The sequence below is a fragment of the Actinomadura sp. CNU-125 genome (assembly GCF_001942465.1).
In the GTDB taxonomy this organism is placed as follows: domain Bacteria; phylum Actinomycetota; class Actinomycetes; order Streptosporangiales; family Streptosporangiaceae; genus Spirillospora.
The window spans coordinates 1-13705 of sequence record NZ_MKJY01000135.1 but is presented as its reverse complement, the minus strand read 5'-3'; the positions used below and the strand labels follow the sequence as shown (position 1 = coordinate 13705).

The 13705-nt window shown below is 69.4% G+C and carries 13 protein-coding genes and 1 rRNA gene; 8 read left to right on the top strand and 6 right to left on the bottom strand.

Going from position 1 to position 13705, the window contains the following annotated elements; translation table 11 throughout:
- Positions 1 to 77, top strand: a 5S ribosomal RNA gene (rrf, locus tag BJF79_RS17605); the annotation flags it as partial.
- A 175-nt stretch (positions 78 to 252) separates the two neighbouring features.
- Here the strand turns inward: rrf and BJF79_RS17600 are convergent.
- The 3 genes from BJF79_RS17600 to istA all read right to left on the bottom strand — a co-directional run bounded on the left by BJF79_RS17600 (position 253) and on the right by istA (position 3411).
- Positions 253 to 861: a TetR/AcrR family transcriptional regulator gene (locus tag BJF79_RS17600; RefSeq protein WP_075898828.1), complete on the bottom strand. Its 609-nt coding sequence runs from the start codon at positions 859 to 861 to the stop codon at positions 253 to 255.
- A 520-nt stretch (positions 862 to 1381) separates the two neighbouring features.
- Entirely contained in the window at positions 1382 to 2185 is an 804-nt protein-coding gene (gene istB / locus BJF79_RS17595) for an IS21-like element helper ATPase IstB (protein ID WP_075898826.1), read from the bottom strand.
- Positions 2185 to 3411, bottom strand: coding sequence for an IS21 family transposase (istA, locus tag BJF79_RS17590; protein ID WP_075898824.1), 1227 nt, complete (start codon positions 3409 to 3411; stop codon positions 2185 to 2187). The genes istB and istA overlap by 1 nt, the downstream gene beginning before the upstream one ends.
- Positions 3412 to 3741: 330 nt before the next feature.
- On the opposite strand from istA, the gene BJF79_RS17585 reads away from it, so the two are divergent.
- The 3 genes from BJF79_RS17585 (at position 3742) to BJF79_RS60480 (ending at position 7097) form a co-directional block, all read left to right on the top strand.
- Positions 3742 to 4572, top strand: coding sequence for a hypothetical protein (locus BJF79_RS17585; RefSeq protein ID WP_143219996.1), 831 nt, complete (start codon positions 3742 to 3744; stop codon positions 4570 to 4572).
- 286 nt (positions 4573 to 4858) lie between these two features.
- Entirely contained in the window at positions 4859 to 5662 is an 804-nt protein-coding gene (locus tag BJF79_RS17580; RefSeq protein ID WP_143219995.1) for a helix-turn-helix transcriptional regulator, read from the top strand.
- Between the two features lie 700 nt (positions 5663 to 6362).
- Positions 6363 to 7097 carry a hypothetical protein gene (locus tag BJF79_RS60480; protein ID WP_262402191.1) on the top strand — a complete coding sequence of 245 codons (735 nt, stop codon included), beginning with the start codon at positions 6363 to 6365 and terminating at the stop codon, positions 7095 to 7097.
- 185 nt (positions 7098 to 7282) lie between these two features.
- Here BJF79_RS60480 and BJF79_RS53415 read toward each other — a convergent pair whose 3' ends face one another.
- Together BJF79_RS53415 and BJF79_RS17570 are read right to left on the bottom strand one after the other, a co-directional pair.
- On the bottom strand, positions 7283 to 7591 hold the full coding sequence (locus tag BJF79_RS53415; protein ID WP_143219994.1) for a hypothetical protein: 309 nt from the start codon (positions 7589 to 7591) through the stop codon (positions 7283 to 7285).
- Positions 7592 to 8420: 829 nt separating this feature from the next.
- Entirely contained in the window at positions 8421 to 8864 is a 444-nt protein-coding gene (locus tag BJF79_RS17570) for a MarR family winged helix-turn-helix transcriptional regulator (protein ID WP_262402190.1), read from the bottom strand.
- A gap of 97 nt (positions 8865 to 8961) precedes the next feature.
- Here BJF79_RS17570 and BJF79_RS17565 point away from each other — a divergent pair, with 97 nt between their 5' ends.
- The gene (locus BJF79_RS17565) at positions 8962 to 9339 is read left to right on the top strand and encodes a VOC family protein (protein WP_075898816.1); all 378 of its coding nucleotides are present in this window, start codon (positions 8962 to 8964) and stop codon (positions 9337 to 9339) included.
- Positions 9336 to 10262 carry a DNA-3-methyladenine glycosylase family protein gene (locus tag BJF79_RS17560; protein ID WP_075898814.1) on the top strand — a complete coding sequence of 309 codons (927 nt, stop codon included), beginning with the start codon at positions 9336 to 9338 and terminating at the stop codon, positions 10260 to 10262. Before BJF79_RS17565 ends, BJF79_RS17560 begins: the two co-directional genes overlap by 4 nt.
- A 495-nt stretch (positions 10263 to 10757) precedes the next feature.
- On the opposite strand, the gene BJF79_RS17555 is transcribed toward BJF79_RS17560, so the two are convergent.
- The gene (locus BJF79_RS17555) at positions 10758 to 11654 is read right to left on the bottom strand and encodes a TetR/AcrR family transcriptional regulator C-terminal domain-containing protein (RefSeq protein ID WP_083733537.1); all 897 of its coding nucleotides are present in this window, start codon (positions 11652 to 11654) and stop codon (positions 10758 to 10760) included.
- Positions 11655 to 11741: 87 nt separating this feature from the next.
- Here BJF79_RS17555 and BJF79_RS17550 point away from each other — a divergent pair, with 87 nt between their 5' ends.
- On the top strand, positions 11742 to 12686 hold the full coding sequence (locus BJF79_RS17550; protein ID WP_262402189.1) for an ATP-binding cassette domain-containing protein: 945 nt from the start codon (positions 11742 to 11744) through the stop codon (positions 12684 to 12686).
- Positions 12683 to 13504 carry an ABC transporter permease gene (locus BJF79_RS17545; RefSeq protein WP_075898810.1) on the top strand — a complete coding sequence of 274 codons (822 nt, stop codon included), beginning with the start codon at positions 12683 to 12685 and terminating at the stop codon, positions 13502 to 13504. The genes BJF79_RS17550 and BJF79_RS17545 overlap by 4 nt, the downstream gene beginning before the upstream one ends.
- Positions 13505 to 13705 lie beyond the last annotated feature (201 nt).

Genomic DNA, 13705 nt, shown 5'->3' with positions numbered 1-13705 from the left:
CGAACCCGGTAGTTAAGCCTCTCAGCGCCGATGGTACTGCATGGGAGACTGTGTGGGAGAGTAGGACGCCGCCGGACTTTTTTTGCAGGAAGGCCCCGCCGTTTACACTGGCGGGCCCCTTTCTCATTGTGGGGTGAGTGACACCGAATCGAGTCATCTCCACTCCCGTCTCCAGAGTTCTCTAGTTCACTGGTCCGCTAATCGACAGGTTCGCTGGTTGGCGGCTCTGAGACACGGGGGGAGACGGACGGGTCAGCGGCCGAGGGTCGTATCGAGGGTCGCCGCCCATTGGCCGAGGAGCTTGCCGCGGCGGGGCGAGTCGTCGGTGAGCAGGTCGGCCAGGCCGAGACCGCGCACGAGGTCGAGAGTCGCCTGCACGGTCTCGCGGACGCCCGGCACCGACTCGTCCGCGCCCAGCGCCTCGACCGTCAGGCGATGAGCCTCGCGGCCGACCCGTGTCTCCAGCGGGACGACCTGTGCGCGCAGTTGCTCGTCGGAGCTCGCGGCCACCCAAAGCTGGAGCGCCGCACGGAAGAGCGGCGTCGTGTACATCTCACCGAGCAAGGTGACGACGTCGAGCGTGCTCGGGCGCCGGTCGGCGAGCTCGTCCAGACGTTCGCGCATCTGGGCTATCCGGACGTCCGAGCCGTACTCGACCGCGGCCGTCACCAGTTCCTCACGCGTGCGGAAATGATGCTGCGCGGCGCCACGCGAGACGCCGGCGTGCTCGGCCACCACGGCCACTGTCGTCCCGGCCCAGCCGACCGAGGCGAGGCAGTCGACGGCGGCCTCCAGGAGTCGTTGCCGCGTCGCGCGGCTGCGGTCCTGCTGTGGCTCCCGGGGAACTGCCTGCGTGGTCATCTCTTCCTCGGCTCGGCGGGGCTTCCAGTCAATCAAATGCCCAGAAGTCAAAACAATCAAGCACGCTTGATTCTTTCTTGACCGGGCGGCGGCGGTGCGTCGGCCGGGACGCGCCGAGTGCGCCCAGGCCGGGCATCGACTCCCTTGAGCAGCCGCCTGCCGGAGTCGTAGACACGGAGACGCTTCGAGGCGCTGTCTCGTCGAGTCGTGATCAAGGGCATTCGGCAAGACCGGCGGCGCAGAGCCAAGGCCCGCCATGAGCGTCCCGGCCGGGCCGCCCAACCCTCCCCATTGCGGGGGAGGGGGATGGCCCGTGGGGCCGATGCGACCGGGACGGACCTGGCAGAGCATGAATCGTCGGGATCCTGGAAGTCGGAGGTCACAGTGGCTGTCCCCGAAACGACACAGACGCGCGAGAGGACTCCGCGCCTCACCCGGGCGCTGTCAACGACGGGCGAATCCTGACCCCCTGTCGACGTCTGAAAGTTGACCCCCTGGTGGTGTTGTTTGCTGCGGGTTGTTACTGATGGTCGTTGTTGGTCTGGGCGGCGGGGACGCGGCCCAGGTCGCGGTTCTTCAGGCGGTAGCTGTCTCCCTTCAAGCTGATGACTTCGGCGTGGTGAACGAGGCGGTCGATCATGGCTGCGGCCACGACGTCGTCGCCGAACACCTCTCCCCAGCGTCCGAACGGCTTGTTGCTGGTCACCAGCAGAGAGGCGCGTTCGTAGCGGCTGGAGACCAGTTGGAAGAACAGGTTGGCCGCCTCGGGCTCGAACGGGATGTAGCCGACCTCGTCGACGATCAGCACCGGGATGCGCGCGAGTTTGACCAGTTCCTGCTGCAGTTTCCCGGCGGCGTGGGCGTCGGCGAGCCGAGCGACCCACTCGGCCGCGGTGGCGAACGCGACGCGGTGGCCGGCCTGGCAGGCCCGGATGCCCAGGCCGATCGACAGGTGGGTCTTGCCGGTGCCCGGCGGCCCGAGGAACACCACGTTCTCGCGGGCGGCCACGAAGTCCAGGGTGCCCAGGTGGGCGATGACCTCTCGCTTGAGTGAGCGCTGGTGGTCGAAGTCGAAGTCCTCGATGGCTTTGCGGGCCGGGAAGCGGGCGTGGCGGATGCGGGCCTCTCCGCCGTGGGATTCGCGGGCGGCGACCTCGCGTTGCAGGCAGGCGGCCAGGAACTCCTCATGGCTCCAGGACTCGGCCCGTGCTCGTTCGGCGAGCCGCTCGACCGACGCGGCCAGGGACGGGGCCTTGAGCACCCGGGTCAGATAGGCCAGTTCAGCGGTCACGTCACGGTTCGCGGTGCTCTTCGCGCGAGCCATCAGGCGACCACGCCCTCGATGCCCAGCAGGGCGTCGTAGTCGCTCAGCCGGCGTTGCTCGACCTCGGTGCCGGCCGGGGCGGCCACTGACTGGATCCTGGTGCGGCGCAGGACGGCGGCGGCGTGGGCGTGAGCCGGGTCGGTGATGGTCTGATGGGCCGCCCAGCACCGCTCATGCCGGGCGACGAGCTGGCCGCCGCAGCTCACGGTGACCTGTTCGGGATCGGCGACGACCTCGACCAGGCGGCCGATGGCCGAAGGGTGGACCGAGTAGTCGTTGGAGGCGACCCGGACGTAATGGTCGCGGGCCAGCCGCGTCGAGGTCCGCCAGCCGACCGGAGGAGCAACCGGCGGCAGGCCCACCATCGCCGCCCGATCGGCCTGGACCCGGTCCGCGGGGCGGCACTCGATCCGCCGGTGATGCCGGGCATTGGCCCGCTCCAGCCACTGGCCGAGCTGGGTGTTGAAATCACCGGGGCCGGTGAAGGCGCGGCCGGGCATGAAAGAGGTTTCCAGATACCCGTTCGCCCGCTCCACCAGGCCCTTGGCCTCTGGATCGGCGGGCCTGCACTGGCGGATCGCGATCCCCAGCATGCCGCGGAAGGCGTTGGCCTCGGCGGTCAGCTGCGGACGGCCGCCCTTCCACTGCCCGATCGCGCCCTCGTTGTCCCACACCAGTGTCTTGGGTGCTGCGCCCAGCACCGTGAGCAGGGTCCACATCCCGGCGAACAGGTCCCCGGCCGCTCGTGACGGCAGCATCCGGGCCATCAGCCAGCGCGAATAGCCCGAGACCATCACCAGCACCGGCGGGCTGCCCGCCTGTCCGGCACCCAGCGGAAGCTTGGCCGGCGGGAACCACAGGTCACACTGGGCCAGCTCGCCGGGCTGATAGGTCGTCCGTGACGCCGGATCCAGCGGCTTATAGTGCGGCCGCAGGACCCGGACCCGATCCTTGAGCACCGTGAGCGAGTTCGTCCAGCCGATCCGTTCGGCGATGACCGTGGCCGGCATGTCCGGGAACTGCTCCAGCAGCGCCCGGATCTGCGGCTCCGCCGCGTCCACGATCGACCCCCTGCTCACACGCCGGTATTTCGGCGGTTCCTCGGCCGCCAACGCCCGCTTGACGGTGTTCTTCGAGATGCCCATCCGACGAGCGACCGCCTTGATCGGCATGCCCTCGGCCCGGTGCAACCGGCGGATCTCCGCCCAGTCCTCCACCTTGATCACCCTCCACAGTGGCAGCAGAGGGGGTCAGATTTCCGCCGTCGCCTGGGGGTCAGTTTTCACGCGTCGTCGACAGGCGCCTCGCTGGACCGGGTGGGCTCGGCGGTGGCCCGAGTGGGTGCCTGCCGCCGCTGTGTCCTGTGGCGCCTTGTACGCCACTATCGAGGCCACTTGGGCCATGACGGGGACCACGGTGCCCTTCACCCGGCACACCCCCTACTCGCCGATCGTCCAACTGCTCCTGGCCGGCTGGCCATCGTTGCCGGTACCGCCTGCCTGGCCACCAGACGACAGCCGGGCCGACCTGGCCGAACAGCCGTGAGTGGTGCGCTCATGCTGACCACCCCCGTGTTCGCGATCGGGATGACCGGCCTTCCCGCCTACTTCGTTACCCTGGCGGCCGGTTCGGGGCTGGAGAGCGCCACCGGCCTGGCTCATGTGCTGCTGAGCACGGCCCTCACCACCGTCCTGATTCTCGTGGCCCTGTCGTACCGTCGACGGCTGGCCGGTGCTTGCCCCCGCTGCGGACACCAGCACACCGGCGGCCACGACGCCCCACTCGTCCATCCCGGTGCAACGACCGCCTCTCCCCGTACCAGGAAGCTGGCCTACCTGTTGATGTGCGGCATGCTGCCGTGGGCCGGAGTAAAGACCATCTGGACGCTGGGCGGTGACGCGCTCGGCATCACCGCCGAGAAGTGGAAGGAATCGAACTCCGGCGGATCGGATGGGGCGAAGGCGCTCGCTGTGGCAGGCATCGACGTCACCGTGCTCGCCGGGGGACTCGGATTCTTTCTCGTGATCGGGCTGATGTACCCGTGGGGGCAGGTGTTTCCCCGCTGGACACCGGCCCTCTCAGGACGCCGTGTACCGCGCCTGCTGCCCTTGATCCCGGCCTGGCTCACCGGCTTCGGCCTGTCGGTGTACGGGGTCTTCCTGGTGATCTACGCTCCGCTCGCCGCCCTCGGAGTGTTGCCGGCCCCTGAACTCGACACGGACCTCGGCGCCACCCTCTCGGGAACTCTCTGGTTGGCCGCTTTCGGCGGATCGGCTTTCGGTGGCCTGGGCTTCGCCCTCCTTGCAGCCGCACGCTCCTACGCCGCCAGGACGCATCCCGTCTGCGCCACCGTCCGACGAGCACCAGACCGTCTGGAAGCACCCTAAGCAAGTAGGTGACGAGCCTGCCTGGCTGTAGGGCCGTCCCTAACGTTGTGGGCGCGCGCGGGCGTTTCTTTATGGGTTGCCCCAGAGGTAATTCTGTAGTCCGCCAGGCTCTTTGTATGGGGCAAATGGCAAAAGTGGACACGACATTTCATGATCATCTATCTTCTTCAAAGAATTCCCGTTCCGGCGCTTCAATCCCGGGTCGCATCGGCTACTCTCGGCTACATGGCCAACTCTGTGCGTCATCCGACGAGCGCAGAGCCGTGTACAGATGGGAAGGTCGCTCATGTCTGCCCCGATCCCCTCGGAGTCCGTTCGTGCATTCTTCGCGTTCCACCTCAAGCGGAACCGGGAAGAGAAAGGCTGGTCTCGGCCGGAACTTGCGACCATGGCCCACATTTCGGGCAATCTGGTCGCCGGAATCGAAACATGCTCCCGTCGTCCGACGCGCAGACTCTCTCGCATCCTGGACGAGACCTTCGGGCTGGAACAGTTCTTCGAGGCCCTCTACCCCCGGGTCATCGAGGAGACCGGTCTCCCGCCAGGGCTCGCCGAGTTCATCGAAGCCGAGGCGGAGGCCGGCGTCATCAAGATCTACGAGAACTTCGTGATGACCGATCTCTTCCAGACGGAGGAATACGCCCGCGCGGCACTCCGAGCCGACCGTCCGCCGAACAGGGTGGATCGACTCGTGGCCGAGCGGGTGGAAAGACAAGAGATGCTGTGGCGCGACTCCCCACCCATGGTCATCGCGCTGCTCGATTCGTCGACGCTCAGGCGGCCGTTCGGCGGACGGGAGGTCATGCGTGCCCAGTTCGAGCACTTGCTGACCCTGGCGGAGTTGCCCAATGTCCACATCCATGTGGTGCCCGAGGACGCCGGGCTCTCCCCCGGAGGAGCCTTCACACTCCTCAGTTCGGCGGGCGAACCAGGCAGTGCGTACGCGGAGTCGGCGGGCGACCGCGGCCGACTGGTCGACGACGCGGCGTACGTCGCCGAACTCGACCATTTGCTCGACCTGATCAGATCCAAGGCATTGGACACCGAGGACTCGCAGGTCGCCATCCTCAAGGCTCTGGAGGAGCTGTGAAGACGCAACGCCTCGCGCCTCCCCTGTCGCGCGAGCACGTTCTCAGCCGAGGACGGCCACGTCCAGGTCCGGGCCGTGCACAAGGACGCCGGAGAAACCTTCGCTGAGTGGAAGTCGCGTCGGCGAGCGTGACGCGTGCGAGGGGGCGCCAGCACCGGGGCGGCTCGGTCGATGAACCGGTCACCCTGCTCGACGGCCGTCATGGGCCGTCGGCACACCGATGAGCGAGTCCTGCACCAGTCCGAAGCGGGACGCTCGGCCTGCCGGGCAAGCCGAGCGTCCCGCGCGCCCTGAACCCGGTTCACCGTGCCCACCTAGTGTTCCGCGCCTGCTTCGACATGCTGCAGTCCGCGACCGCTCATTGGGTGGTGCCGTCGGCGCCGCGCCGTCCGCCGCGGAGATCGCGATCGAACCTCTGGGCGGACCCGCGGCCGGGGCGCGGCGGTTTCGAGAGAAGAACGGAGGTGCGGTGGTTTCGAGAGAAGAACGGAGGTGCGGTGTGGCGGCGCCCCGATGATGGCGCGGTGACGCTGGTGCGGTTGCGGCTGGTCCCGGATCCGGCCGCCGGCTCCGCCTGGAGCAGCTGTGTACCGGGGCGTGGAGCCTGAAGCGGGCGTTGCGGCCACCGGGAACAGCATCATCGCTAAAACGATCTTGGATACGCTCGCCGCGTTCGTCTGCGACGCTGAAGGAGCCGCCCATGATCGCCGATCTGACGATGACTCGGATCGGCGAGGGTGTGGAGTTGCATCACCACCAAGGCCGGCGTCAAGCCGCTCGGGGATTGTTCGCGCAGATCTGGGACGACATCGGCGGCGAGCAAGGCGACCCGCTGCATGTCTGCGTTCTTGCCCATTCGATGGCCGATGTGCAGGACGACGTGCACCAGGAGTTGATGTGGGATCTGCGGGCGCTTGCCGCCGTCGGCCAGGTCACCGATGAGCGGGTGGCCCAAGCCGGAGTGCTGCTCTCGGTGGTCGGCCTGTATCCGTCGTTGCACCTGAACTTGAGTGATTGCTATCGCAAGCCGGGCGACCCCGGCCGCGCCCGCGAGCACCTCCAGCAGGCGCGGGCCGGGATCGGCGCACGTGGCGACGACGAGTACGGACGGCTCATCAAGGGCGGGCTGGATCGGCTGGCCGAACAACTCGATGAGACCGTCGGACTGCGAGCTTGGGCAAGTAGGCAGCCCACGCCCATCGCGTCCCTCCTCGCGGCCCACAAGATCGAACTGAGTGGTGACGACCTTTCCAGGTCCTCGGCCCCGTCCATGCCATCGCCATGCAACGAGGACGACACCAGCGGTACGTACGGGGCGCGTTACGGCTCTCGACCGCCAGGACATCGGTGTTGCTCAATATCACCGACACGGATCGGCGGCCGCCGCAGGTGTCGCCGAACTTATCGAGAAACGGTGCTGGAGAATGCGACGTAACCCAGGCGCGCGCCGGCGAGCGGCGTGCCCCTCGCTGGCGCGCAACCGCAGATGGGGCGTGGGCAGGGGGCCGTGGCGAGAGGTCCGGCGGGGTTGGCCATCGGTGCGGGAGGCGCGGCACCCGACGGCGCCTGCACCTGTTTGGGCAGGAGCCCGGCGGCGCGGCGGCGGCGCTCATGTTCGGCCTACCGTTTGCCCGGCCCGTATTGGGTGGTGTTGGTGGCGTGGCGGGAGCGTTCCAGCGCCCGCCGCCGTCCCCGCCGTCTACGTTGCCGCCGCTCGATCCGGACCCGCTCATCCTCGGGCAGGGCCGCTTCGGACGACACCACAGCACCGACAACGTCGGCGGGCGGGTCAGTGCCGGGGCATGCCGGGAGGGGCACGACGGCGAGGTTGGAGACGTTGCCGTGCACTCCGCCCCGCCGCCGCCCGGCGGCTGTGGCGCCCCACCGGGCGGCCGTGGAGCCGGGCACGAACGCCGGTTTCGGCACCATCAGATGCGCCTCGTAAGCCCACCAACCGGTTCGGACGAGGCACGGCACCGCACCAAATCGACCTTGTGCCACGTCTCCGAATCACCCAACACCCGCACACCGCACTCGGTGGCCACCCACCCATCACGCGACTGTCACCAACGCCATGACCGAGTACACCTAGCGCCCTGCGGCGGCCGCACCGGAACAGCCCGGTCGCCCCGCCGCTCGTCCGGGCCTCCCGGAACACCACCGTCAGCGGTCCGTCATCCCCCCACTAAGCCGCCCTTCCACGGGACCGGGGCGGTTCCGGGGAGTGCGGTGACCGAGGCTGGGCCGACACCGACGTACCCGGCGGCAGCGCCGCCGCCCGCTCCGGCGTGACGTCGGCGGGCAGACCGACGAACGATACGCGTGCAGGCGCCCGGCCTGGGTGCCGTGCAATCGGAACGTCTCCCACTTACGCACCCTGGTATGGGAACGGGCGCGGCCAGGGATCCGGGTGCAGTCCCGCCCCGAGCCCGCTTACGGCAGACCCTGGCATTTGCCGGACGCATCGGAGACAGATGCCGCTCTAGTCCATCCACACCTCGTGGGCCAATGCATCGCCACTGCCTTGGACAGGTGATGCTTCAGATGACCGCAGGCGTCCGAAAGGAGGTAGGAGTACGATCCAGCGCGTCCTGTGACAACCCCGGCCGCACCCGCCAATCTTTCGCGGCGGACGGGGCACGGCATCGTCGGTGGCCCGCCCGGTACGCCACCTCATGCGAGAGGGCATCGCTCGTGGTGGTTCAACAAGGGCCTACCACGGGATTTGTTGGACGAGCCTTGATCGTGGCGAGTCAGGTCAGCCGCCGAGAGCCTCTGCCATGCGATCGAGGTCCGCGAGGAGGGCGGACAAACGTTCCGGTGGGACGGCGGCGATCATGCGGCTCTCGATGGTGTAGACGTCCGACCGGGCGGTGTCGAGACGTCCGCGCCCCTCGGCGGTGAGGTGCGCGGGGAGCGCGCGGCCGTGGTCGGTCGTGGCGGATCGTGACACCAGCCCCGCGTCCTGGAGGCCGCGTAGGACGACGTTCATGGACTGTCGTGTCACGAAAGCCCCCCGGGCGAGCTCGGCGTTCGACAGGCCGGGCCGCTGATCGAGGAGTTCGAGGCACGCGTACTGCGGCACCGTCAGGCCGTGCTCGCGCAGGGCCCTGTCCATGGCGCTGCGCAACGCCGCGGCGGAGCGCTTGAGGCGGTATCCCACGTGCTCGGTGACGTCCCGAGCGGGATGCGGAGGATCCACGGGCTTCCGGTCTTCCATGTCAGGATTTTGACACAGGTCGCCGCTCCCGCATACATTCGGCTATGTCAAAGTCCTGACATCGAGGAATCGAGGACACGTGACCGTCACCGTTGCCGGCCCAGACTTCGTCGCCCTGCAGGTGCTCGATGTCGAGGCTGCGGCCGCCTTCTTCGAAGAGCACCTCCAGCTGCGGAGAGCCCCTGCGGCCCCTCCGGGTGCGGTCGTGTTCGCCACCGAGCCGATCCCGTTCGCCGTCCGCGAGCCGCTTCCGGGCGTGGACCTCTCCGAGGTCGCGCGACCCGGCCTCGGGGTGGCTCTGTGGTTCCGTGCCACGGACGCTCAGGAACTGCACGACCGGATCGCCGCAGCCGGGGTACCGATCATCGGCCCTCCGCAGGACGGCCCCTTCGGCCGAATGTTCACCTTCGCGGGCCCCGAGGGCTACGCCATTACCGTGCACGGAGACCGACGATGACGACCGTCACCATCACCCCGTCCGGCCCCTTCTCACTCGCGGCGAGTGTCCGGTTTCTGGAGGGTTTCACGCCTGCAAGCTACGACGACGCCGCCGACGGCACCCTCCGGCTGGCCTTTCCGGCCGATGACGGTCACGCGACGGTCGCCGCAGCCGTGCGGCAGGACGAGCCGACGGACGACGGCGCGGGCGCGGTTCGCGTCGACTTCGCCGTCCAATCGGATGGCGGGGAAGAACCCTCGACCGAGGCCGTCCGAAACCAGATCGCGCGCATCCTCTCACTCGACGTCGACGGTGCCGGCTTCCCCGCACTCGCCACCGATCCAGTGGTGGCCGGGCTCATGGCGGATTACGCCGGTCTCCGCCCGGTGTGCTTCTACTCGCCGTACGAGGCCGCCGCATGGGCGATCATCGGGCAACGCGTCCGCATGACGCAGGCCGCCGCCGTCAAGGCGCACATCGCCGAACGGCACGGATCGCCCGTACGGGTCGCCGGGCGGACCCTGCACGCCTTCCCGGGCCCGCAAGCCCTTCTCGAGCTCACCCATGTCCCCGGACTCACGGACGTGAAGGTCGAACGGCTCCACGCCTTGGCCGATGCGGCGGCCGACGGCGAACTCGATGCCGCGAAACTCCGCGCGAAACCGGTGGACGACGCCCTTACGGCGCTGCGCGCGGTACCCGGCATCGGCCCCTTCTCCGCCGAGCTCGTACTCATCCGCGGCGCCGGACATCCTGACGTCTTCCCGCTCCACGAACGCCGCCTGCACGCGTCCATGGCGGACGAGTACGGCCTCGACACCTCCGAAGCCGACGACGTGCCGCGACTGGCCGGGATCGCCGACCGCTGGAGGCCGTATCGCAGTTGGGTCGCGCTCCTGCTCCGAGCCCGCGCCGAGGACAGGGGAGCCGCCCATCACTGACACCGTCCGGCCGGACGGCGCGTCTCACTACGGCCGAGTAGCGATACGGCGCCGCGGACAGCAGGAAAGCCAGGCCGGTCCACGGCGCGTTGAACGAGACGAACCCAAGCGCGCCGATCGTCGACCGACGCTGCACTACCCGGTACCGCAGGGCAATGGAGGCCGAGGGCGCCAGAATTTCCCGACACCGAGGAGGACGGCCCAAGGCAGTCCTGCCGGGAACGCGCCCAGCAGCGCTGCGGCCACTAGAGGGAGGCCCGCACCCGGTGAGGCAGGGCATGCACCAGATCTTGCTCGTGCTGTTCTCTCGATTCCGGCTGTCGAGCACGAGACACCGGTGAGGTTACGGGGGACGGCAGGTGACCTGCGCCATGCGGATCACGTTTCCCGGGGCGCTCGCTTCCGTCGCTTCCGCTGATCCGCCTGACCGTCGACGCGCCGGGGGAACGGCCAGGGTGGGCCGCGACGTCTCGGGCGAGAGTCGTCGGCGCCGGATCACTCGGGGGCCCCGGGGCTCTTCCGGGCGCGATAGGCGCGCTGCTGGCACGCCCGTGAGCAGTACCTGCGGGGACGTCCGGTCGAGGTCGGGGGGACGGCGTTGCCGCACACGGGGCACGGGGTGTCCGATGTTTCGTCACGGACGGATGTTTCGTCACGCGCCGGGGTTGACTCGACCGGTGACGAAAGGGGCGCGGCGATGCAGTCGAGGACGCGTTCCAGCCCGTATCGGAACTGGTCACCGGGGCTCAGGTGCGGCTGGCGCGCCTCCAGCACGATCTTGGTGAACATCGGGTACTCCCCGCCTTCCACCAGCCGCTGGATGTAGGGGGAGTTCCGGGCCATCCACTTCGCCGCGGTGAGGCCGCTGCGGCGGGCCTCGTCGGCCTGGGCGACCTCCTCGCGGACGGCGCTTTCGATGTACCCGCTCAAGATGGACAGCAGGCTGAGGGCCTCGTCGATGGAGACGTGCGGGACCAGGACCGCCATCACCCGTTCGATCAGGCGCAGCTGGTTGGGGCCGAAGCCGGGCAGCGACCGGTTCACCCGCGCGATCCACGGGTGCCGCAGCCACATCCCGCGCAGCCCGTCGGCATAGCGCGTCAGGTCCGCGCGCCAGTCGCCGGACGGCACGCCCTCCATGTCGATCTCGCCCATCAGGCGGTCGGCCACGAGTTCGATGAGGTCGTCGCGGCCGGGGACGTACCGGTAGAGCGACATCGCGCCCGCGCCGATCTCCGCGGCGATCCGCCGCATGGTGGCGGCCTCGATGCCCTCGGCGTCGGCGACGCGGATCGCGGCCTCGGTGATCTGGGCGCGGCTGTAGGCCGGGCGCGGCCCGCGGGCCGGGCGCTCGGGCCGCATCCAGATGTTCACGTATTCGGCGTCGGACACCCGGGTCGCCTCCTCTGTTGCGTACATAGTACCCAGTGGCTTACGCTCACCACGATGACCGCGTACAAAGTACCCAATGGAGGGGTCATGGCGGAACCGATCGTGGTCGCCGAGGGGCTGCACAAGTCCTTCGGCGACACCCACGCCCTGCGCGGCCTGGACCTGAGCGTCCCGAGAGGGACGGTCTGCGGCGTGCTCGGCCCGAACGGCGCGGGCAAAACGACCGCGGTGCGGATCCTGGCGACCCTGGCCGACCCCGATGCCGGGCACGCCCGCATCGCGGGATACGACGTCGTCCGCGACGGCGACGAGGTGCGGGCCAGGATCGGGCTCGCGGGCCAGCACGCCGCCGTCGACGAGAAGCTCACCGGCCGCGGCAACCTGCGGATGTTCGGGCGGCTCTACCACCTGTCGCGGCGCGAGGCGCACCGGCGGGCCGACGAACTGCTCGAACGCTTCGGGCTGATGGACGCCGCCGACCGTCAGGTCCTCGGCTACTCCGGCGGCATGCGCCGCCGCCTCGACCTGATCGCCAGCCTCATCCTGAGCCCCGAGGTGCTGTTCCTGGACGAGCCGACCACCGGCCTGGACCCGCGCAGCCGCGGCGAGATCTGGGACGGCGTCCGCGAACTGGTGGCGGACGGCACGACGGTGCTCCTGACGACGCAGTACCTGGAGGAGGCCGACCGGCTCGCCGACGACATCGCCGTCATCGACCACGGCAAGGTGATCGCCACGGGCACCCCCGACGAGCTGAAGGCCACGATCGGGGACCGCCTCGACGTCGTCCTCGACGATCCCGGCGCGCTGCGTCCGGCGGCGGCCGTCCTGAGCGCCCTGGCCGGGACCGATCCCGCCATGACGGGCGCCGACCGGCTCAGCGTCGCCCTGTCCGGCGACGGCCTCCGGCTCGCCGACATCGTCCGCGAGCTCGACCGCGCCGGGGTCGCCGCCGCCGACGTGAGCCTGCGCCGCCCCACCCTCGACGAGGTGTTCCTGCGCCTCACCGACCGGAAGGAGTCCGTCCAGTGACCGCCCTCACCGCGCCGCCCGGACGCCGCCTGCGCTGGACCGTCACCGACGGGCTGACCCTCATCGGCCGCGAGGTCGGACGGCTGCGCCAGGAGCCCGGCGGGCTCGTCGCCGCACTGATCTTCCCCGCCGTGATGGTGCTCCTGTTCGGGTACGTGTTCGGCAGCGCGATCGCGGTGCCGGGCGGCGGCGACTACCGCGAGTACCTCATGCCGGGGCTCTTCTCGATGGTGACGTTCTCGGCGGTGATGGGCGTCATGGTGCGGGTGGCCGACGACGCGTCCCGCGGGGTGATGGACCGGTTCCGCTCCATGCCGATGGCGCGGACGGCGGTGCCGTTCGCGCAGGCCGGCGGCGACCTGCTGCAGGGCCTGCTGGGCCTGGGCATCATGGTGGGGGCCGGGCTGCTGGTGGGCTGGCAGCCGCATCGCGGTCCGCTGGCCGCCGCGGAGGCGTTCCTGCTCATCGTGGTGCTGCGGTACGCGCTGAGCTGGGTGGGCGTCTACGTGGGCCTGGTCGTGAAGAACGAGCAGGTCGCCGACCAGATGGTGCCGTTGTTCCTGCCGGTCACGATGCTGTCGAACTCGTTCGTTCCGACCGGCGGCATGCCCGCGTGGCTGCGTTTCCTGGCCGACTGGAACCCGGTGAGCGCGCTCACCGCCGCCACCCGCGAGCTGTTCGGCAATCCGGGCGTCCCGTCCGGCGACGTGGCCTGGCCGCTCGCGCATCCGGTGGCCGCCGTCCTGCTGTGGTCGGCCGCGCTGCTGGTGGTGTTCGTCCCCCTGTCCGTCCGCACCTACAAGCGCCGGGGCCGGTGAACAAGCCGTCCGGTGGGCCGGCCGCCGGACGGCGATCACGGCCTGGTCCGCACCGGGCTCGTTCACGAACAAAAAATCTTGGACGGGGATGTCGAGAATCCGTCACCGGTTCCGTCCCCGGGGGGAGCGCGGCCGAGAATGGGTCGTACGAGCATCGAGGAGAGACACGATGGCGAAGTACCTGCTGCTGAAGCACTACCG